This is a genomic window from Streptomyces sp. NPDC005811 (assembly GCF_040630405.1).
Lineage (GTDB): Bacteria > Actinomycetota > Actinomycetes > Streptomycetales > Streptomycetaceae > Streptomyces.
Genome location: NZ_JBEXXK010000076.1, coordinates 1 through 19,309, shown reverse-complemented (window position 1 = coordinate 19,309; position 19,309 = coordinate 1). Strand labels below are relative to the sequence as shown.

Sequence of the window (19,309 nt, the reverse complement as noted above, 5' to 3'; positions counted from 1 at the left end):
AATCGGTTGCTCAGGTTGTCTTTTCCGCAGTCGTCCCTGCGGTCAGGTACGACGACTCGATCGCGTCGAGGTCGCCGCGGAGTTCCCCCGGGGTGCCGGTCATGGCCACGCGGCCGCGGTGCAGGACGTACACGCGGTCGGCGATGTCCAGCACCCTGCGCACGTGCTGTTCCACCAGCAGCGCCCCGAGGCCCCGGTCGGCCGCCCGGCGCACCGCGCGCAGCAGACGGTCGACGACGAGGGGGGCGAGCCCGAGGGACAGTTCGTCCGCGAGCAGCAGCCGGGGCGAGCGGCTCAGCGCGCGGGCCAGCGACAGCATCTGCTGCTCGCCGCCCGAGAGCATGCCCGCGCCGGTCTTCAGGCGTTTCTCCAGTTCGGGAAAGAGTGCCAGGGCCTGCTCGGGCGTGACCCGGCCGACCCGGAGGTTGTCCGCGGTGTCGAGGCCGGTGAAGACCGCCCGCTCCCCGACGTAGGCCAGGCCCTGGCGGGCGCGGCGGTGCGGTGGTGTGCGGGCGGTGTGGCCCAGCCAGCGCACCTCGCCGCCCATCGGGGCGAGTTCCCCGGACAGCGCCCGCAAGGTGGTGGTCTTGCCCGAGCCGTTGGGCCCGAGCAGGGCGACGACCTCGCCGGGGCGCACCTCCAGGTCGAGGTCCCGCAGGACGGGCCGGCTGCCGTAGCCGGCGCTGAGGACACGGGCTTGGATCAAGGGCTCGGTGTCGTGCACGGACGTTCCCCTTCGGTCAGCCGGCCGGTGTGGCCGTCAGCACCTTCCGGATGTCGACGAAGGTCGACCCCGCCTTCGCCCACTCGATCTGTCCGTTGCGGATGGTCAGTTCGGTGGCGGTCGTGTTGTGGATGCGGTCGAGGCCCTTGATCGGCAGGGCTGTCGAGGCGTTCCAGGTCAGCGCGGGGGTCAGACCGCCGGTGTCGATCCCGGTGGTGGTGTTCAGCTCCTGCACCAGGGCCTTGGCCGAGATCGTGGAAAGCTGCTTGGCCGCCTCGGTGAAGACCTTGAACGCCACCCAGGTCGTCTCGTTGGCGCCGTTGGTGGTGTCGATGTCCTTGTCGCCCTTGGCGGCCGCGAGGAAGTCCTTCCAGGCCGGGTCGGAGGCAGGCGGGTAGTAGCCGGTGATCGCCGCACCCTCGAGCGGGCCGCTGCTTCCGCCGGTACTGGCGGCCAGCTGCGGGGTGAGGTTGCCGACGACGCTGCCGAGCTTCGTCTTCGCGCCGGACTGGACGTACGACTTCACGAACAGGCCCGACGCGGTGCCCAGGATGACGCTCACGCAGTCGCTGCCCTTGGTGGCGGCGGCGACCTGGGGGGCGAGGTCGGTGGCGGTGAGCGGCACCTTGATGTCCTTGGGCACGGCGCCTCCGGCGGAGGTGGCCCCGAGGGTGAGGAACTGCGAGACGATCGCGGCGGCCGCCAGGTCGTACCGGACGCCGGCGATCTTCTTGCAGCCCTCCTGCACCAGTTGGCGGCCGTGCGCCGCGAACACCGCCGGGGTGCCTCCGTTGACCGGGAAGGACAGCGGGTTGGAGAACTCCGCGGCCGAGACGCCGGTTCCGCCGAGGTAGGGGATGCCGGCCTTCTGCAGGATCGGCATGTAGCGGTCGCCCGCGAGGCTGTACGACCCCACGACCGCGACCACCTTGTCGGCCACCGCCTGCTGGGCGCACTTCTCGGCCTCGTCGGGGTCGTTCTTCTCGTTACAGGTCAGCACCTTCAGCGGGCCGCCCTTGATCCCTCCGTTGGCGTTGATCCACTTCTCGTAGGCCTCGGCCGTGAGCCGCACCCCGGGCTGGGCGCTGCCCTGGGTGTCCTCAGGGTTCCAGACCATCACCTTGACCGGAGCGCCCTTCAGGGAGGCCTGGGTCGAGCTGTTGGACGCCTTGCCCCCGCAGCCTGCCGCCAGCAGGGCTGCGGTCACCGCGAGACAGGTCGCTGCGGCACTTCTGCGTCGGCGTGAGTCGTTCATGGCCCCTCCGCGGGCTCGTCGTCGAGTTGGCGAACAGCATGGGGTGCGTTTTTGGGTTAGTGAAGTACTCTCGGCATAATTATTTAAATAAATGCGCTGTCTGGCTGACCTCCGGGAGGTTCCCCCGATGGACGACATCCTGCGTTTCGCCCTGCTCGGCCTGGGGCTCGGCGCTCTGTACGCACTCACCGCGCACGGCATCGTGCTGGTCTACCGGGGCTCCGGTGTCCTGAACCTCGCGCACGGCGCGATCGGCATGGCGGGCGCCTACGTGCAGTGGGAGCTCGCCGTCAACCACGGCATGCCGTACTGGCCGGCCGTCGCGTGCGGGGTGCTCACCTCGGCGCTGCTGGGCGTGCTCACCCATCTGCTGGTGCTGCGGCCGCTGCGCCGGGCCTCCACCCTGGCCCGGCTGGTCGGTACGCTCGCGGTGTTCATCGTGCTCACCGCCGTCGCCGTCAAACGCTACGGCGACAGCCTGCAACTGGTGCCCGGCGAGCTGCCGACCCGGCTGCTGACGATCGCCGGGGCCACGATCTCCGAGGACCGTGTCTGGCTGCTGGGCATCGCGGTCGCCGTCACCGTCCTCCTCCATCTCCTCTACCGGCGCACCCTGTTCGGCCTGGGCACCACCGCCGTCGCCGAGAACGAGCACGCCGCCGCCTCGCTCGGCTGGTCCCCCGACGTGATCGCCACCGGCAACTGGGCCCTCGGCTCGGCGCTCGCGGGACTCACCGGCATCCTGATCGTGCCGGTCATCGGCCTGTCGGTCTCCGGGCTGACCACGCTGCTGCTCAGCGCGCTGGCCGCCGCCCTGGTCGGCAGGTTCTCCTCGTTCCCCGTCACGCTGGCGGGCGGTCTGGTCATCGGCCTGGTGCAGTCCGAGCTCACCCGGTTCGGCTCCGGCGTCACGGGACTCGCCTCGTCGGTACCGTTCCTGTTCATCGCCCTGGTGCTGGTGGCACGGGGCCGGGCGCTGCCCCTGCGCGGCACCTTCCTGGACCGGTTGCCGGCGCTGGGCAGCGGCAAGGTGCGCCCCCTGCCGCTCGCGGTCGCCGCCGTCGTCGGGCTGGTCCTGGTCGGCGTGTCCACACCGCTGTGGGCCGACGCGATCACCAGCACCCTGGTGCTCTCGCTGATCATCCTGTCGATCGTCGTGGTCACCGGGTACGCGGGCCAGGTCTCGCTCGCGGCCTACGCCCTCGCCGGCACCGGCGCCTTCATCGCCGGGCACGCGGCGGCGGACTGGGGATGGCCCTTCGAACTCGCCCTGGTGGCAGGCGTGCTGGGCACCGTGCCGATCGGCCTGCTGTTCGCCCTCCCGGCGGTCCGCACCCGTGGCGTCAACCTGGCCATCATCACGCTCGGCCTCGGCACCACGCTGGAGGCGATGGTCTTCCAGAACACCGATCTCTCGACGACCCCCGGCAGCGACGGCATCGCGGTGGGACACCAGACCCTCTTCGGGATCAGCATCTCGGGCGTCGACCACCCGCAGCGCTACGCCGCCGTGGTGCTGGTGCTGTTCGTCGCCGCCACACTCGTGGTCGCCAACGTACGGCGCGGCAGGACCGGCCGACGGCTCGTCGCCGTACGGGCCAACGAGCGGGCCGCCGCCGCGCTCGGCATCGACGTCCGCGCGGCCAAGCTCTACGCCTTCGGTCTGTCCGCGGCCATCGCCGCCCTCGCCGGTGTGCTCACCGGCTTCCGCTCCACCTCGGTGGTCTTCTCCGACTTCGCGAGCTTCGACTCCATCACCGCGCTCGGACTGGCCGTCATCGGCGGTGTCGGCTTCCTCGTGGGGCCGCTTTTCGGAGCGATGTTCGCCGTGGGCACGGTCGGCGCGCGCATCGGGGACTGGGTGCTGCCCGGGCTGAGCGCGTGGATGCCGCTGATCGGCGGGGTCGTCCTGGTGCTCACACTGGTGGGCAACCAGGACGGCATCGGCAAGGACGCCGGCAGACCCGCGGCGCGCGTCCGCAACCGCCTGCCTCGCAAGGACACGGCGGCGGCGGGCGAGGGTGAGCCCGCCGCCGTGGCGGACGTCTCCCGCGCGGCGCCACTCGCGCTCCACGTCCGGGACCTCACCGTGCGCTACGGCGGTGTCGTCGCCGTCGACGGACTCTCGCTGGACGTCGAGCCGGGCCGGATCGTCGGGCTCATCGGGCCCAACGGCGCCGGCAAGACCTCCGCCATCGACGCCGTCACCGGCTTCACCCGGGCCGTGTCCGGCAGTGTGCGTCTCGCCGAACGGGACGTGACCCGGCTGCCGGTGCACCGGCGGGCAACGGCCGGACTGAGCCGGTCCTTCCAGTCGCTGGAGCTGTTCGAGGACATGACCGTCCGGGACAACCTCTCCGCGGCCTGCGAGCGGCCGGGCCCGTGGGCGTACCTCACGGACCTGATCCGCCCCGGCAGCCATCCGCTCCCTGGTCATGTGCTCGTCGCGGTACGGGAGTTCGGGCTCCAGGACAGCCTCGACCGACCGGTGGCGGAGTTGTCGTACGGGGAGCGGCGGCTGCTGGCCATCGCCCGCGCGGTGGCGGCGTCGCCGGCCGTGCTGCTCCTCGACGAACCCGCCGCCGGGCTGTCCGACGACGAGACCCGGGAACTGGCCCGTCTGGTACGGCGGTTGGCCGAGGACTGGGGCATGGGGGTTCTGCTCGTCGAGCACGACGTCGACATGGTCATGAGCGTCTGCGACGAGATCGTGGTGCTGGACTTCGGCCGTCGGATCTGCGCGGGCACGCCGGAGGTGGTGCGCCGGGATCCGGCGGTGCGGGCGGCCTACCTGGGCGACCTGGAGCCGGAGGCGCTCGCGTGACGAGCGTCTCCGGCGACGGCCCGGACGTCAGGCGTCCCGCAGGTCGGCGACGTACGGCTGGTGGGAGAGTAGCCCGCCGTCCACGCGCAGGGTGTGCCCGGTGATGAAGGCGGACTCGTCGCAGGCGAGGAAGACGACCGCCGCGGCGACGTCCTCCGGCCGGCCCAGGCGCGGGGTGAGGTGGTGGCGCAGCATCGCCTCACGGATCGCGCCGTGGGCCGAACCGGCGCTCGCGGGCGTGACGATGAACCCGGGCGCGATGGCGTTGCAGCGCACGCCCTGCTTGCCGTACTGGGTGGCGACGTACTGGGTGAGGTTGATGAGCGCGGCCTTCGAGGCGCCGTAGGCGGGGTTGCGCAGATCGCCCGAGAGGCCGGACCCGGACGAGGTGTTGATGACGGAACCGCCGCCCCGGGCTATCAGGTGCGGGACGGCGGCCTGGATCGCGACCATGGTGCCGCGCAGGTTGATCCGCATCGTGTCGTCCCACACCGACGGGTCGGCCTCGGCGACGGCGAGGTCACGGCGGGCGGCCAGGCGGGTGGCGGCCGCGTTGTTGTGCAGCACGTCGAGGCCGCCGTAGGTGTCGACCGCCGCGGCCACCATGGCCCGTACGCTGTCGACGTCACCGAGGTCGACCTGAATCGCCGTCGCAGACCCGCCGGCGGCGCGGATCTCCTCCGTCACCGCCTGTGCGCCGTCGAGGTCCAGGTCGGCGACCACCGTGTGCGCGCCCTCGGCCGCCATCCGACGTGCCGAGGCGGCGCCGATGCCCGACGCCGCCCCGGTCACGACGGCGATCTTGCCGTCGAGTCGTCCCATGTCCGAACCGCCTTTCCTATTCGGTGAGTTCACTGCCGACGATGGACACGAAGGAGACGCATTCGCCGGGCCCGCCGCCCAGGTTGTGGGTGAGGGCCAGCGAGCGTCCCTGGGCCACGGACGGCACCGTGCGCTCCGGCGGTGCCTCGCCCCGCAGTTGCAGCCACGCCTCGAACATCATCCGCAGTCCGGAGGCGCCGATGGGGTGGCCGAAGGCCTTGAGACCGCCGTCCGGGTTGACCGGAAGTGAGCCGTCGAGGTCGAAGGCCCCGCTGGTGACGTCCTTCCACGCCTGTCCGCGTGCGGAGAAGCCCAGGTCCTCCATCAGCACCAGCTCCGTGGGGGTGAAGCAGTCGTGGACCTCGGCGAGCGCGAGTTCGGTGCGCGGGTCGGTCACGCCCGCCTGCCGGTAGGCCTCCTGGGCGGAGGCGACGACCTCGGGGAAGGTGGTGAAGTCGTACTCGGGGTCGAGGAGCCCGTCCGCCGGGCCGGCGACGAAGGACAGCGCCTTCACGAAGAGGGGCCTGTCGGTGTAGCGGTAGGCGTCCTCGGCGCGTACGACGATCGCCGCCGCCGAGCCGTCCGAGACGCCGGAGCAGTCGAACACGCCGAGCATGCCCGCGACGATCGGGGCCGAGCGGATGCGGTCCAGCGGCACCTCCTTGCGGAACTGTGCGCGGGGGTTGCGGGCGCCGTTGACGTGGTTCTTCCAGGCGATGCGGGTGATGACGTCCTTCAACTCCTCTTCCGGCAGGCCGTACTTGGCGGCGTAGGCGGGGGCGAGGAGGGAGAAGTTGGCGGGGGCGGTGATCTCGCCGCGGCTGTCGTCGCCCGCGCCCGGGATCGCGGTCCCGGACAGCCCGGACATGCCGGAGTCCTTGAGCTTCTCCACGCCGACCGCCATGGCCACGTCGTAGGCGCCGGAGGCGACGGCGTAGCAGGCGTTGCGCAGGGCCTCGGAGCCGGTGGCGCACATGTTCTCGACACGGGTGACCGGCTTGTTCGGCAGACGAAGGGCGCGGCTCAGGGTCAGACCGGAGACGCCGGAGGCCTGGGTGCCGAACCAGAACGCGTCGATGTCGTCGAGGGTGACGCCGGCCGAGGTCACCGCCTCCCCCACCGCGTCGACCAGCAGGTCGTCGGCCGACCGGGTCCAGTGCTCGCCGAAGGGCGTGCAGCCCATGCCGACGATGGCGACCCGGTCCCGGATTCCGTGTGAGCTCATCCCTGTGTCTCCTCGGTCTCGCCGGTGCGCACCGGGCGGGCCTTCCAGAAGTAGTTGTGGATGCCGGACGCGGTGACCGTGCGCCGGAAGGTCATCTCCACCCGGGCGCCGATGACGGCGTCGGCCTCGGTGGCGTCCGTCAGCTGGCAGCGGAAGCGTCCGCCGCCGTCGTAGTCGACGACCACGACGAGCATCGGCGGGCTGGGCGTGTGGGCCAGCCGGTCGACGGTGAACGTGGCGACCGTGCCGCGTACGTGTTCCATCGGCTCGTCGGCCATGGCGTCGACGCTGTGGCAGCCGGTGCACACCCGGTCCGGTGGGAGGTGCCGGGTGCCGCACTTCTCGCAACGGGCCGCGACGAAGCCGTACTTCCAGGCGGTGCGGCGGTGTGCGGGCGGGGCGTAGGGCGGCTCGGGGTCCGGGCGGCGAGGTGGTTCGCGGTTGAGCAGGCCGCGCCAGGAGAGGTAGGTGGCGTACGGCATCGGGGCGCTGCCCGCGGTGATCTGCGCGGCGACCGGGCGGGCGCTGCGGTGGGCCGGGAGCGCGTCGGTGGTGCGTAGCAGCAGGACTCCGGCCCCGTCGCCGAGCACGACGAGGGCGATGATCTCGCCGGGTGCCGCGCGGTCGAGGACGTCGGCGAGGAGCAGGCCGGGCTGGGCGGTGCCGGCGTTGCCGACGGCGTCGGTGAGGTCCGGGGTCACCGCCTCGGGACGGGTGCCGGCGGTCCGCCGTACCGTCGCGCAGGCGCGCGCGTGCAGGCCGGAGACGACGAGGTGGTCGACGGCGCCGCGGTCGAGTCCCGCCTGGTCGAGGGCGGCGGTCAGGGCCTTGTCGGCGAGGGAGACGTAGATCTCCTCGGCGAAGCGTTCCTCCCAGACGCGGGAGGCGGGGGCGCCCGGCAGGCGCCAGCGGTCGAGGAGTTCGTCGCTGACGGTGTCGTGGGCCAGCAGCTCCGCGAGGACGGGCGCTCCGTTGCGGTGGCCGCCGAAGACGAACGCCGCAGCGCCGTCACCGCCCATGACCTCCTCGCCGCCGCCGGGCAGGCCGGTGCGCAGGTCGGACAGGACGGCCAGGGTGGGGATCGGGGAGCGGGCGGCGGTGACCAGCGCGCCGAGGCCGGAGCGGACCGAGCCCGCCATGTCGGCGGCGAGGACGTGCTCGTCGAGGCGGAGCGCGGCGTGCACGGCGGTCGCGTTGGTCTTGTCGAGGTAGGCGGGTGCGACGGTGGCGAGGAAGAGCTGGCCGATGCGGGCGCGCAGTCCGTCGCGGGCCAGGGCGGCGCGGGCCGCCTCGACCGCCATGGACGTGGTGTCCTCGTCGTAGCCCGCGACCGCGCGGGTGCCGCGGCCGGGCGCCGTGCCGAGGGTGGCGGCGACATCGGCGCGGGCCAGGCGGTGGTACGGCACATGGGCGCCGTAAGCGATCAGTCCGGCCATGTCAGCGTCCTCCAGTGGCGTCGGCGGTGCGTTCGAAGATGGCTGCCAGGCCCTGGCCGCCGCCGAGGCACATGGTCTCCAGGCCGTAGCGGGCCTGGCGGCGGTCGAGCTCGCGCAGCAGGGTGGCGAGGATGCGGCCGCCGGTGGCGCCGACGGGGTGGCCCAGCGAGATGCCGGAGCCGTTGACGTTCAGCCGCTCGAAGTCCGCCTCGGTCAGGGCCCATTCACGGGTGCAGGCGAGGACCTGCGCGGCGAAGGCCTCGTTGAGTTCGATCAGGTCCATGTCGGCGAGCTTCAGACCCGCGCGCTCCAGGGCCCGGGCCGTGGCGGGCACGGGTCCGATGCCCATCGTCTCGGGCGGTACGCCGACGACGGCCCAGGAGACCAGGCGGCCCAGCGGGCGCAGGCCGAGTTCGGCGGCGCGTTCGGGGTGGGTCACCACGCAGAGCGCGGCGCCGTCGTTCTGACCGCTGGCGTTGCCTGCCGTCACGGTGGCCTCGGGGTCCTGGCGGCCGAGCACCGGTCGCAGCCCGGCGAGCTTCTCCAACGAGGAGTCGGCGCGCGGGTGTTCGTCGGTGTCGACCACCGTCTCGCCCCGCCGGGTCCGCACGGTGACCGGCACGATCTCGTCGGCGAACCGGCCCTCCCGCTGGGCGGCGACGGCCTTCCGGTGCGAGCGCAGGGCCAGTTCGTCCTGTTCCTCACGCGGGATGCCGTACGCGCGGCGCAGGTTCTCGGCGGTCTCCAGCATCCCTCCGGGGACGGGGTGGTTGACGCCGCCGGAGGTGACCCGGCCGCGGGCCAGCCGGTCGTGCAGGGTGGTGCCCGCGCCCCGCACCCCCCAGCGGACGTCGGTGGTGTAGAACTCGGCCCGGCTCATGGACTCGACTCCCCCGGCGAGCACGAGGTCGCTCGCGCCCGTCTGGACCTGCATGGCGGCGGTGACGACCGCCTGCAGTCCGGAGCCGCAGCGGCGGTCGATCTGGAGCCCGGGCACCTCCACGGGGAGTCCGGCGTCCAGCGCCGCCACGCGGCCGATGGCCGGGGCCTCGCCGTTGGGGTAGCACTGACCCAGGAGCACGTCGTCGACGGCCGTGGGCGGGATGTGGGTGCGGTCAAGCAGGGCCCGGACGACGGTGGCGGCGAGTTCGGCCGCGGTGACGTCGCGGAAGGCTCCGCCGTAGCCGCCGACCGGGGTCCGGATCGGTTCGCAGATCACCGCGTCACGCATCGGTCATGCCTTTCGTCAGCGGGTTCGGCGGGCTCACATGTACCGGCCGCCGGTCACCTCGACCACGGCCCCGGTGATGTAGCTCGCCATGTCGGAGGCGAGGAAGAGGACGGTCTGGGCGACCTCGGCGGGTTCGCCCGCGCGGCCCAGGGGGATCTCGGCGAGCTTGGCGTCCCAGGCTGCCCGGGGCATCGCCTCGGTCATGGCGGTACGGATCAGGCCGGGCTGTACGGCGTTGACGCGGACGCCCGCCTTGGCCAGCTCCTTGGCGGACGCCTTGGTCAGACCGACCAGGCCGGCCTTGGCGGCGCTGTAGTTGGTCTGGCCGAAGTTGCCGACCTTGCCGGCGATGGAGGAGATGTTGACGATGCTGCCGCCCTGCTCCTGTGCGCGCATGGCTTCGGCGGCGTACCGGGTGCCGTTCCAGGCGCCGGTGAGATGGACGTCGAGGACGGCGCGGAAGTCGGCGAGGGGCATCTTGCGCAGGGTCGCGTCCCGGGTGATGCCGGCGTTGTTGACCATGACGCCGAGCGGGCCGAAGGTGGCGGCGCAGTGGGCCACGAGGGCGGCGACCTCGTCCTCGTCGGTGACGTCGCAGCGCAGCGAGGTGGCGGCCACGCCCCGGTCGGCGAGGCGTTGCGCGGCGGCGGCCGCGGCGCCCTCGTCGATGTCGCCGAGGACGACACGCGCGCCCGCGCCGCCGAGGACGCCGGCGATCTCGAAGCCGATGCCCTGTGCGCCGCCGGTGATCACCGCGTTCCGGCCGTCCAGCAGTCCCATGTCAGCCCCGCTTCCGACTCGAACCTCTTCGTTCTCTTCCGCGTTAAATAGATAACCTATTATGCTGAAACAATCAATACAGCGATCAGCTGTGCGGGCAGCGCCGGACGAGGAGTGCACGCAGGTGGACATCAGCTATCCCCCGGAGACGGAGACCTTCCGCGCCGAGGTCAGGGCCTTCCTCGACGCGTCGCTGCCGGCCGGCTGGAGCGGCATCGGCGCCCTGGACGAGGAGGCCGCTTGGGCCTTCGCCCGCGACTGGCGCCGGCGGCTCGTCGAGCGCGGCCATCTGTCCCTGACCTGGCCCGAGGAGTACGGCGGCCGTGGCCTGTCCAAGCTGCACCAGGTCGTCCTGATGGAGGAACTCGCCCTGGCGGGTGTGCCGTTCGGGCTGCCGCAGGACACCTTCGGCGTGAAGATGCTGGCGAACACGCTGCTGCGCTGGGGCACCGAGGAGCAGAAGAGCCGTTTCCTGCCCCGCATCCTCAGCGGCGAGGACACCTGGTGCCAGGGGTACTCCGAGCCGGACGCGGGCTCGGATCTGGCGTCCCTCAAGACCCGGGCCGTGCGCGAAGGCGACGAGTGGGTGATCGACGGCCAGAAGGTGTGGACCTCCGGCGCCCACCACAGCGACTGGATCTTCGTTCTGGCGCGGACGAACCCCGGGGCCTCCAAGCACCGGGGCATCTCCTTCCTCCTGGTGCCGCTCGACCAACCCGGCGTAGAGGTGCGGCCGTTCCGCATGATGAGCGGGCAGCTGCACTTCAACGAGGTCTTCTTCGACGGCGCCCGCACCCGCGCCGACCTCGTGGTCGGCGGCGTCGACGACGGCTGGACGGTCGCCCAGAGCCTGCTGGGCGTCGAGCGCGGGGAGGAGGCGGCGACCAACCCGATCCTGTTCCGGGCCGAGGTGGAGCGCCTCGTGGAACTCGCGCGACGGTACGGCAAGGACCGGGACCCGGTGATCCGGCAGCGGATCGCGTGGTGCTGGTCCAAGGTCGAGATCATGCGCTGCCTGGGCTACCGGATCCTCACCGGCTGGCTCAAGGGCGCGGAGCCGGGTCCCGAGTCCTCCATCGCCAAGCTGTACTGGAGCGAGTACCACACCGAGGTCACCGATCTGGCGATGGACATCATGGGCCTGCACGGCCAGGTGCCGGTGGGCCGGCCGCCCCTGCGCACGTACCGAGCCGACGACCCCGGCGCGGCGAACTCCTCCGCGTCCTGGTCGACGACGTACCTGATCGCCCGCTCGGGAACGATCTACGCGGGCACCTCGCAGGTGCAGCGGAACATCCTCGCGGAGAAGGTCCTGGGGCTGCCGCGCGAGCCCCGGCTCACGAATCCCTAGACCCCTCGAAGACGCCGAGCTCCGGGACCGGACGCGGACCGGGGCCCGGTGTCCAGCCCGCGTCGATCTTGCGCAGGCCGACGCCGTCCGACGCCCAGACGTGGCAGCTGTTCAGCACCCAGGCGGTGGCGCGCGGGTCGTGGGAGGCCTGGCCGCCCGCGCGGTTGCGGGCGGAGATGGCGGCCTGGACGACGGCCGGCCCGAGCGCGCGGGTCAGTTCGTACAGGTGGGTGCAGCCGGACACGCCGCGGAACCGCTCCTGGATGGCCCGGTTGTAGCCGCCGGCCACGCTGAGCCCGACCAGACCGTCGAAGGCGGGCGCGATCCGCGGGCACTCGGCGTGCGGGAAGTCCTTCATGCCGGCCTCGGCCGCCACGACCACCATGTCCGCGAGCCGCACCCGCACCGCCAGCACCATGCGGTGAACGGTGCCGCCCGGCGGCCGCTCCCAGGGGCGCTCGTCGCGCAGCTCCGCCTCGACCGAGATCTCGCCGTCGCCCTCCTCGAAGGCGGTGACGGTGATCGTGCGGCGGTGCAGCGGCAGGTCGGTACGGGTCATGACGAGGTCGCCTCCAGCTGCGGCGCGTCCTCACCCAGGGCGGGGAAGGCCGGTGGGCGGCGCTCGATGAAGCTGAGCACGCCCTCCCGGTAGTCCGGGGCGCGCTTGGCCACCGCCAGCAGCTCCGCCGCCCTCTCGCTGCTCTCGGTGAAGGTCCGCGCCTGGTCGTCGGCGAGCTGCCGCTTGATGAGGGACATCGCGTAGGGGCTCGCCGAGCGGGCCAGTGCGGTGGCGTAGGCGAGGGCCTCGGGGAGCAGGTCGTCCGGCTCGACCAGGCGGTTGACCAGGCCCATCGACAGGGCCTCCGGTCCGGTGATCCGCCGCGAGGACAGCAGCAGGTCGGCGGCGTTGCCGTGGCCCACGAGCCGGGGCAGGATCCAGGACACCCCGTCCTCGGCCACCAGTCCGCGGGCGCTGAAGGCGGCGGCGAACTTGGCCTGTGGCACGGCGAACCGGACGTCGCACATCACCGCCTGGTTGAACCCGATGCCCGCGCAGGCACCGTTGACGGCCGCCACCACGGGCTTGGGGAGGGTCATGGGGCGGGTGCGCGGGGGCAGCTGTCCGGTGGGCCACGGCCGGACTCCGGAGGAGGCGCCGTCCAGCACGCTCATGTCCATCCCGGGGCAGAAGCCGCGGCCGGCACCGGTCAGCACCACCGCCCGCACCCGCGGGTCCGTCTCCGCCCGGTCGAACAGCTCGTTGTAGAGCAGCTCCATCTCCAGCGTCCAGGCGTTGTGCCGTTCCGGCCGGTTCAGGGTGAGGATCATGACCCCGTCGTCGGTGAGTTCGGTGAGGATCACCGGGGTCGCCTGCTCGGTCATCGAGGTCACTCCCACGGGCCGGGGGCCGGACTTAACAGATAGATGAATCATCTATAACTCAAGGAGCGGCGCCGGCGCCAGACCCGGTCCCTCGAAGACATGATCAACCATCTGTTGACCTGGTACCCTCGATGCACTAAGACGATTCATTTTGCTATATGAGGAGCCCGCCGTGGCCGAGGCAGCCCGCGCACGTGAAACGGCGGCCGTGCCCGCCCCCGCCCGCAGCCGCGTCGGACGCCAGGTGCGGGTACCCAAGACCGCCGAACTGGTCGCCGCTCACCTGCGCCGCCAGATCGTCCGGGGCGAACTGAAGCCGGGTGACGCACTGCCCCCGGAGTCGGGACTGATGGAGCAGTTCGGCATCTCACGGCCGACCCTGCGCGAGGCCTTCCGCGTCCTGGAGTCGGAGTCCCTCATCACGGTGCGCCGCGGCGCCCACGGCGGCGCCCGGGTGAGCGCGCCCGACGCGGAGGTCGCCGCCCGCTTCGCCGGCCTGATCCTCGAGTACCGCGGCGCCACGCTGGGCGACCTCTACCGCGCGGCGGCGCTCATCGAGCCGCCCTGCGCCCGCCAGCTCGCCGCCAGGCACAGCGCGTCCGACATCAGCCGGCTGCGGGAGGCGGTGGCCGCCGAGAAGGCGGTCCTGGACGACCCGCTCGCCCTGGTCGAGGCGCAGGACGCCTTCCACGCCCTGCTCGTCGAGCTCACCGGCAACCAGACCCTGATCCTGCTGTGCGGCATGGTGCGCAACATCATCGACCGGGCCAACGCCTCGTACACCGCGGCCGCCACGGACGCCGAGACCCAGAAGGCGCAGGCCCTCAAGGGCCACCGGGCGCATGTGCGGCTGATCGGCCTGATCGAGTCCGGAAAGGCGGACGAGGCGGAGAAGCTCTGGCAGCGGCACATCTCCAGCGCGGACGACGTGGTGAACGCCGCCGGGCCCAAGACGGTGCTGGAGCTCATGGACTGACCTGCCGGGCCGCGCGCGGTGAGCCCGTCCGCGCGAACCCCTTGCCTCCGAGAAACAGTTAGATAATTATAGAAGGAGCACTGAATAGGCTGCATCGAACAGAACCTGGGGCCCGGAGGCGACGGCCATGGCCGAACACCGCAAGCGCATCTTCGACTGCGACCAGCACATGTACGAGGAGCGGGACTCCTTCACCCGCTACCTTCCGAAGGAGTTCCTCGGTGCGGCGGTCGCACCGGTGACACTGCCGGACGGGCGGGAGGTGATCCTCGCCGGGGACCGGATCGTCGTGTGTCTGGAGCCCGAGTTCGGGCAGGTCTACCGTCCCGGCTCGCTGAAGGAGATGCTCAAGGCGATGGCCTCGGGCAATCCGGAGGAGACGTACCAGTTCGAGCCGATGCACGAGTCGTACCAGAACCGCGAGTCACGGCTGCGGGTCATGGACGAGCAGGGCCTGGACCAGACGATCATGTATCCGGGCGGCTGGGCCCTGGTGGCCGAGGAGTACGTCAAGGGCGTCGAGCCGCTCTACGCCAACTACCACTCCTTCAACCGCTACATGAACGAGGCCTGGGGCTTCGACCACCTGGGCCGCATCTACGCCCCGGCCCTGCTCTCGCTGCGTGATCTGCCCAGCGCGGTCAAGGAGTTGGAGTACGTCCTGGAGCAGGGCGCCCGCTTCATCCTGCTGCCCACCGGCCCGGTGTACGGCCGCTCGCCGGGCGACCCTTACTTCGACCCGTTCTGGAAGCTGGTCAACGAGGCCAAGGCGAGCGTCTGCTACCACATCAGCGAGTTCTACTACAACTCGCAGGTCGCCCCCTCCTGGGGCTTCGACCCGAACCCGATCCACTTCCGGATGTCCGCCTGGCAGTGGCAGAACACCTACGGCCAGCGCCCCATCGAGGAGACGCTGTCCGCGCTCATCTTCGACAACCTCTTCGGGCGCTTCCCCGACATCAACATCCTGGTCTCCGAGTTCGGCTCCGAGTGGGTCCCCCACTTCGTGCGCCACATGGACAAGAGCCGGGGCATGGGCCGCAACGGCCCCTGGATCGGCGGCCAGTTGGACGAGCGCCCCAGCCAGGTCTTCCGCAAGCACGTCCGGGTGGTGCCCTATCCCGAGGACGACATCGTGGACGTCGTCCGGCGTCTCGGCCACCACGAGTCGATCGTCATGGGCTCCGACTTCCCGCACGCGGAGGGCCTCGCCGCCCCGGCCGACTTCCGCAAGCTGATCGCGGAGCTCGACGAGTCCGCGCAGGACGACATCATGTTCAACAACGCCCAGCAGCTGATCAGCCGCTGAGCCTCGCAGGACCCCGCCTGGCGGCGGGCCCGGCCGGTAGGGCAAGGACCCTAACCGACCAGGCCCGCCGCCAGGTTCGCGATGTCGGCGAGCAGGGCGGTGCCGTGCGGGGAGTGGTCGTAGCCGGCGAGCGGGTAGCCGTTGCATAGACACGCGAAGGACAGGCCCGACTCCGGGTCCATGAAGCCCAGTTGGTAGGCGGCTCCGGCGCTGCCGAAGAGCGCGGGCGAGCCCGCCGACGGCAGGTTGCTGCCGGCGTCGGGACCGGCCACGGTCACGAACAGCCCCATGCTCGTACGCCGTCCTCCGCCGCCCCCGTAGATCCGCTCCCCGTGGGGATGGCCGGTGAACCGGATCCGCACGCCCTCCGCGACCGCCTCCGGCTTCCACAGGCCCGAGTGGAACAGCGCCTGGAAGTACAGGGCGACGTCGGCGGCGGTGGCGACCAGGGCGTGACTGGGCTCGCCGACCGCCAGGACCTTCGGGTCGGACAGGTACCACGGCCCCCAGGGGTCGGGTTCCTGCGTGTCGTCCCTGCGGTCGGTGGCGAGCATCGGGGCCACGGAGCCCGGCTGCCGGTCCACGGGCACCCCCAGCTCGATCGACGACAAACCCAGCGGCTCCACGATCCGTGCGCGCAGGTAGTCGGCGAAGGCCAGACCGGTACGCCGTTCGACGATCTCGGCGATCAGCCAGGCCGACGAGGTGAGATGGAACTGGAAGCGGGTGCCGGGCCGGTAGTCGAGCCGCCAGCGTCCGAAGGCGGCCAGCCGCTGCTCCCGGTCCACCGCTTTGGCCGGTCCGAGGGGCGCGAAGGGGAAGCCGGCGGTGTGCGTGAGCACCTGCTCGACCGTCACCGCTTCCTTCCCGTTGGGCGCGAACTCCGGGATGATCGCGGCGACTTGCTCACCGACGTCCAGGAGTCCGTCGCCGATCAGCTTCCACACCGCGCCGGCGACGATCGACCGTCCGACGGACTGCAGGACGTACCGGGTGCCGGGGTGGGCGTCGCCGTAGGTCTCGAAGGCCACCAGCCGCCCGTCGTGGGCGACGGCGACCTGCGCGGACGGCAGGGGGCCGTGCTCGACCTCCCGCCGGATCCGTTCCAGGAGGGTGTCGAGGCGGATCGGGTCGACAGGGTCAGGCATGTGGCTCTCCTTCGTACGACTCCCGCAGGTCACGGCGCACGACCTTGCCGTTGGCGTTGCGCGGCAGGTCGTCCACGAACCACCAGCGCACCGGGACCTTGAACCCGGACAGCCGGGCCCTGGCATGGCTTCTGAGCGCCGCCGGGTCGGGCGGGGCGCCGGGGTCGGCGGGCACGACGAAGGCGACGACCGTCTGACCGAGCCGCTCGTCGGGTACGCCGGTCACCGCGGCGTCCGCCACACCGGGATGCGTGCTCAGGACCGTCTCGACCTCCAGCGGGTGGACGTTCTCACCGCCCCGGATGATCATGTCGGTGCGGCGGCCGAGGAGGTAGAGGCAGCCGTCGTCGGCGATCAGGCCCAGGTCGCCGCTGTGCAGCCAGCCCTCGGCGTCGACGCGGAAGAAATGGTCGGCGCGGGCGTGGATCTCGCCGACGCCGTCCGGTCCGGCGCTGTCGACCCTCACCTCGACGCCGGGGGCGGGCCGGCCCACCGAACGCAGCAGCTCGGCCCGCCCCGCCACCGCTTCCCGGTGGTCCTCGGGGGTGAGCACGCTGATCGGCGAACCCTCCGTCTGCCCGAACATGTTGAGCATGCGGACGCCGGGCATCGCCTCGTACGTCCGCCGCAGTGTGCCGGGGCGCACGGGCGCACCCCCGTACTGGAGGGTCCGCAGGCTCGGGTGCCGTGCCTCGCCCGCGGCCAGCAGGGTCTCCAGCATCGCCGGGACCATGCTGGTGTGCGTGGTGCCGAGGTCGCGCAGCAGGGTCCAGCCGTCGACGCTGAAGCGGGGCAGGCCGGTGATCAGCGCGCCGGCGGCGAGGGCGACGGCGATGTTGCCGAGGCCCGCGATGTGGTGGAAGGGGGCGCTGCCGCCGTAGAAGCTGTCGGGGTCCAGCTCGCACAGCCGCCCGTTGACGCGGGCCCGGGCGGCCAGCCGCCGCTGGGTCATGGGGACGGGTTTGGGCAGGCCGGTGGTGCCGGAGGTGTGCAGTACGGCGGCGAGTTGGTCCGGGCCGGCCGTCAACGCCCTTACTGTGCTCTGGAGTTCGGGGACCATGGCGACTTGTCGGCCGGACAGCTCGGCGACCTGTCCGGCGAGGTCGCCGAACTCGGTCTGCGCCAGCAGGGTCGGCGCCGGTATCCCCTTGACCACGGCGGCGATCTCGTGCGCGGTCATGCGGACGCCGAGCGGCGCGAGCGGGTGCCCGGAACCGGCCCCGCCGATCACCAGCGCGAGGGCGTCGGCGGAGGTGGCGACCAGGGCCGGGACGGCAGCCCCGGGCTCCAGACCGAGCGAGTCCAGCCAGTCGGCCGCGCCCCCGGCCCGATCGAGAAGCTCGCGCCCGCTCCAGCTCAGGTCGCCGAAACGGACGGCGGGACGGTCGTGATCGTAGGCACGGCTCACCATGGCGGTCCAGGTGGCCTCCTGCCCGGACCGCTGCACGGAGGCCGCCCGCCCGGACTGCTGCGCGGTGGTCACCGGGTCAGGGCTCCAGGCGGACCGCCGCGGTGCCGGTGACCACCTCGACGCCGTGCTGGTTGACCGTGCGCAGGGAGAAGTGGGCGACCGGGGCGTCCGGTGTGTCCTCGATCGACTCGACGGTGGCCGTGGCGGTCAGGGTGTCGCCGGGCCAGACCTGCGCCTTGAAGCGCACGCCGTAGCGCAGCAGCGACTCGGGGCCGACCCAGTCGGTCAGGATCCGGCCGGTCATGCCCATCGTGAGCATGCCGTGCGCGAAGACACCGGGATATCCCGCGGCCTCGACGGCGAACCGCTCGTCGGTGTGCAGCGGGTTGAAGTCCCCCGAGGCGCCCGCGTACTGCACGATCCGGGTCCGCTTCAGATCCTCGACGAGGACGCTCTCCCGCGTCTCGCCGACCTTGATGTCACTGCTGCTCAGACTCATCGGGCATCCTTCGGGGTGGCGGGGCCCTCGGGCACGACGGCCACGGTCACGGCGCTGACGACGGGCCGGCCGTCGGCGTCCCGGTACTCGGTGACGCGCTCGCTGAACATCAGCCGACCGCTGCGGCCCTGCTTCTCCCAGCTGCGCCCCGGGACGGTGTGCGCGTACAGCGTCTCGCCGGCGCGCACCGGGCGGTGGTACTCGAAGTGCTGCTCGGCGTGCAGCCCGCCGCCGCCCTCGGCCATCACACCGGGGCCGCCACCGGAGCCGAACCACTCCTCGTCCGGCCTCGGCCGCAGGTGGTAGTCGGGGTCGTAGTGCGTGCTCGCCATGGTGAAGGTGGGCGGGGCGAGGGCCGACTCGCCCTGGTACGCGGGATGTTCGTCGTCGATGGCGCGGGCGAACATCATGATGTGCCCGGCCTCGACGGGGAACGGCTGCCCTGTCATCCTCGAAAACCTCCTCGGTCAGTACGGCAGGAACGCGTCGCGGGTGGCCTCGTCGGGGTCGAAGTCCGACGGCAGGCCCTCGAACTTCGGCTCCCGCTTCTCCATGAAGCTCGCCACGCCCTCCCGGAAGTCGGGCGAGCCCGCGAAGAACTCCATCGCGGAGTAGGAGCGGGCCAGCGCGTCGGTGAAGGTGCGGTCCAGGTCGCCGTACACCTGGTGGCGTACGACGGCCATGGCGCGCGGGGAGCAGTTGCGGGCGATGTCCCGGGCGTAGGCGCGGGCGGTGTCCAGCAGGTCCTCGGGTTCGACGACCCGGCTGACGAGGCCGAGGGCCTTGGCCTCGTCGGCGTCGAAGACCCGGCCGGACAGCAGCAGGTCGAGGGCGTTCTCCAGGCCGATCACCCGCGGCAGGACATGGGGCAGGTTGTACTCGCCGGCCAGGCCGCGCCGGGTGAAGGCGGTGGTGAAACGGGCCCCGCGGGCGGC

Annotated in this window: 18 protein-coding genes; 4 read left to right on the top strand and 14 right to left on the bottom strand. The window is 72.0% G+C overall.

Annotated features, from left to right (window positions below; translation table 11 throughout):
* Nucleotides 1-10 precede the first annotated feature (10 nt).
* Nucleotides 11-724 carry an ABC transporter ATP-binding protein gene (locus ABZ490_RS47050; RefSeq protein ID WP_359005325.1) on the bottom strand — a complete coding sequence of 238 codons (714 nt, stop codon included), beginning with the start codon at nucleotides 722-724 and terminating at the stop codon, nucleotides 11-13.
* Between the two features lie 16 nt (nucleotides 725-740).
* Nucleotides 741-1,979 (bottom strand): ABC transporter substrate-binding protein, encoded by a 1,239-nt coding sequence (locus ABZ490_RS47045; RefSeq protein WP_359005323.1) that lies wholly within the window; start codon nucleotides 1,977-1,979, stop codon nucleotides 741-743.
* Nucleotides 1,980-2,106: 127 nt separating this feature from the next.
* Here ABZ490_RS47045 and ABZ490_RS47040 point away from each other — a divergent pair, with 127 nt between their 5' ends.
* Complete coding sequence (locus ABZ490_RS47040; protein ID WP_359005320.1) at nucleotides 2,107-4,803, top strand: branched-chain amino acid ABC transporter permease/ATP-binding protein; 2,697 nt, start codon at nucleotides 2,107-2,109, stop codon at nucleotides 4,801-4,803.
* Nucleotides 4,804-4,830: 27 nt separating this feature from the next.
* Here ABZ490_RS47040 and ABZ490_RS47035 read toward each other — a convergent pair whose 3' ends face one another.
* From ABZ490_RS47035 to fabG, 5 genes are read right to left on the bottom strand one after another with little or no spacing between them, the layout of a single operon-like run.
* Nucleotides 4,831-5,625, bottom strand: a complete 795-nt coding sequence (locus tag ABZ490_RS47035) for a glucose 1-dehydrogenase (protein ID WP_359005317.1) — start codon at nucleotides 5,623-5,625, stop codon at nucleotides 4,831-4,833.
* Between the two features lie 16 nt (nucleotides 5,626-5,641).
* Nucleotides 5,642-6,850, bottom strand: coding sequence for an acetyl-CoA acetyltransferase (locus ABZ490_RS47030; protein ID WP_359005314.1), 1,209 nt, complete (start codon nucleotides 6,848-6,850; stop codon nucleotides 5,642-5,644).
* Nucleotides 6,847-8,286 carry an OB-fold domain-containing protein gene (locus ABZ490_RS47025; protein WP_359005311.1) on the bottom strand — a complete coding sequence of 480 codons (1,440 nt, stop codon included), beginning with the start codon at nucleotides 8,284-8,286 and terminating at the stop codon, nucleotides 6,847-6,849. The genes ABZ490_RS47030 and ABZ490_RS47025 overlap by 4 nt, the downstream gene beginning before the upstream one ends.
* A 1-nt stretch (nucleotide 8,287) precedes the next feature.
* Complete coding sequence (locus ABZ490_RS47020) at nucleotides 8,288-9,517, bottom strand: acetyl-CoA C-acetyltransferase (protein ID WP_359005308.1); 1,230 nt, start codon at nucleotides 9,515-9,517, stop codon at nucleotides 8,288-8,290.
* Nucleotides 9,518-9,550: 33 nt separating this feature from the next.
* Nucleotides 9,551-10,297: a 3-oxoacyl-ACP reductase FabG gene (gene fabG, locus ABZ490_RS47015; RefSeq protein ID WP_359005305.1), complete on the bottom strand. Its 747-nt coding sequence runs from the start codon at nucleotides 10,295-10,297 to the stop codon at nucleotides 9,551-9,553.
* Between the two features lie 124 nt (nucleotides 10,298-10,421).
* On the opposite strand from fabG, the gene ABZ490_RS47010 reads away from it, so the two are divergent.
* The gene (locus ABZ490_RS47010) at nucleotides 10,422-11,648 is read left to right on the top strand and encodes an acyl-CoA dehydrogenase family protein (protein WP_359005302.1); all 1,227 of its coding nucleotides are present in this window, start codon (nucleotides 10,422-10,424) and stop codon (nucleotides 11,646-11,648) included.
* Here the strand turns inward: ABZ490_RS47010 and ABZ490_RS47005 are convergent.
* On the bottom strand, nucleotides 11,635-12,207 hold the full coding sequence (locus ABZ490_RS47005; RefSeq protein WP_359005299.1) for a DUF2889 domain-containing protein: 573 nt from the start codon (nucleotides 12,205-12,207) through the stop codon (nucleotides 11,635-11,637). The genes ABZ490_RS47010 and ABZ490_RS47005 overlap by 14 nt on opposite strands.
* Nucleotides 12,204-13,031, bottom strand: a complete 828-nt coding sequence (locus ABZ490_RS47000) for an enoyl-CoA hydratase-related protein (protein WP_359005297.1) — start codon at nucleotides 13,029-13,031, stop codon at nucleotides 12,204-12,206. The genes ABZ490_RS47005 and ABZ490_RS47000 overlap by 4 nt, the downstream gene beginning before the upstream one ends.
* A gap of 172 nt (nucleotides 13,032-13,203) precedes the next feature.
* On the opposite strand from ABZ490_RS47000, the gene ABZ490_RS46995 reads away from it, so the two are divergent.
* Both ABZ490_RS46995 and ABZ490_RS46990 read left to right on the top strand, forming a co-directional pair.
* A complete protein-coding gene (locus ABZ490_RS46995) occupies nucleotides 13,204-14,007 on the top strand; it encodes a GntR family transcriptional regulator (protein WP_359005294.1) in 804 nt (267 codons plus the stop codon).
* A 127-nt stretch (nucleotides 14,008-14,134) separates the two neighbouring features.
* Nucleotides 14,135-15,316, top strand: a complete 1,182-nt coding sequence (locus ABZ490_RS46990) for an amidohydrolase family protein (RefSeq protein ID WP_359005291.1) — start codon at nucleotides 14,135-14,137, stop codon at nucleotides 15,314-15,316.
* A gap of 50 nt (nucleotides 15,317-15,366) precedes the next feature.
* Here the strand turns inward: ABZ490_RS46990 and ABZ490_RS46985 are convergent, their stop codons facing one another.
* The 5 genes from ABZ490_RS46985 to ABZ490_RS46965 all read right to left on the bottom strand — a co-directional run.
* A complete protein-coding gene (locus ABZ490_RS46985) occupies nucleotides 15,367-16,464 on the bottom strand; it encodes a serine hydrolase domain-containing protein (protein WP_359005288.1) in 1,098 nt (365 codons plus the stop codon).
* On the bottom strand, nucleotides 16,457-17,947 hold the full coding sequence (locus ABZ490_RS46980; RefSeq protein WP_359005286.1) for a class I adenylate-forming enzyme family protein: 1,491 nt from the start codon (nucleotides 17,945-17,947) through the stop codon (nucleotides 16,457-16,459). The genes ABZ490_RS46985 and ABZ490_RS46980 overlap by 8 nt, the downstream gene beginning before the upstream one ends.
* Before the next feature lie 4 nt (nucleotides 17,948-17,951).
* A complete protein-coding gene (locus tag ABZ490_RS46975) occupies nucleotides 17,952-18,374 on the bottom strand; it encodes a MaoC/PaaZ C-terminal domain-containing protein (RefSeq protein WP_359005283.1) in 423 nt (140 codons plus the stop codon).
* Nucleotides 18,371-18,823, bottom strand: a complete 453-nt coding sequence (locus ABZ490_RS46970; RefSeq protein WP_359005280.1) for a MaoC family dehydratase N-terminal domain-containing protein — start codon at nucleotides 18,821-18,823, stop codon at nucleotides 18,371-18,373. The genes ABZ490_RS46975 and ABZ490_RS46970 overlap by 4 nt, the downstream gene beginning before the upstream one ends.
* 18 nt (nucleotides 18,824-18,841) lie before the next feature.
* Nucleotides 18,842-19,309 (bottom strand): enoyl-CoA hydratase-related protein (locus ABZ490_RS46965; protein ID WP_359005277.1); only part of this gene is annotated, 468 nt, incomplete at its 5' end.

Coding starts and splice junctions, on each gene's coding strand:
- ABZ490_RS47045 (WP_359005323.1), bottom strand. CDS start 1,979: ATGAACGACTCACGCCGACGCAGAAGTGCCGCAGCGACCTGTCTCGCG.
- ABZ490_RS47040 (WP_359005320.1), top strand. CDS start 2,107: ATGGACGACATCCTGCGTTTCGCCCTGCTCGGCCTGGGGCTCGGCGCT.
- ABZ490_RS47035 (WP_359005317.1), bottom strand. CDS start 5,625: ATGGGACGACTCGACGGCAAGATCGCCGTCGTGACCGGGGCGGCGTCG.
- ABZ490_RS47030 (WP_359005314.1), bottom strand. CDS start 6,850: ATGAGCTCACACGGAATCCGGGACCGGGTCGCCATCGTCGGCATGGGC.
- ABZ490_RS47025 (WP_359005311.1), bottom strand. CDS start 8,286: ATGGCCGGACTGATCGCTTACGGCGCCCATGTGCCGTACCACCGCCTG.
- ABZ490_RS47020 (WP_359005308.1), bottom strand. CDS start 9,517: ATGCGTGACGCGGTGATCTGCGAACCGATCCGGACCCCGGTCGGCGGC.
- fabG (WP_359005305.1), bottom strand. CDS start 10,297: ATGGGACTGCTGGACGGCCGGAACGCGGTGATCACCGGCGGCGCACAG.
- ABZ490_RS47005 (WP_359005299.1), bottom strand. CDS start 12,207: ATGACCCGTACCGACCTGCCGCTGCACCGCCGCACGATCACCGTCACC.
- ABZ490_RS47000 (WP_359005297.1), bottom strand. CDS start 13,031: ATGACCGAGCAGGCGACCCCGGTGATCCTCACCGAACTCACCGACGAC.
- ABZ490_RS46990 (WP_359005291.1), top strand. CDS start 14,135: ATGGCCGAACACCGCAAGCGCATCTTCGACTGCGACCAGCACATGTAC.
- ABZ490_RS46985 (WP_359005288.1), bottom strand. CDS start 16,464: ATGCCTGACCCTGTCGACCCGATCCGCCTCGACACCCTCCTGGAACGG.
- ABZ490_RS46975 (WP_359005283.1), bottom strand. CDS start 18,374: ATGAGTCTGAGCAGCAGTGACATCAAGGTCGGCGAGACGCGGGAGAGC.
- ABZ490_RS46970 (WP_359005280.1), bottom strand. CDS start 18,823: ATGACAGGGCAGCCGTTCCCCGTCGAGGCCGGGCACATCATGATGTTC.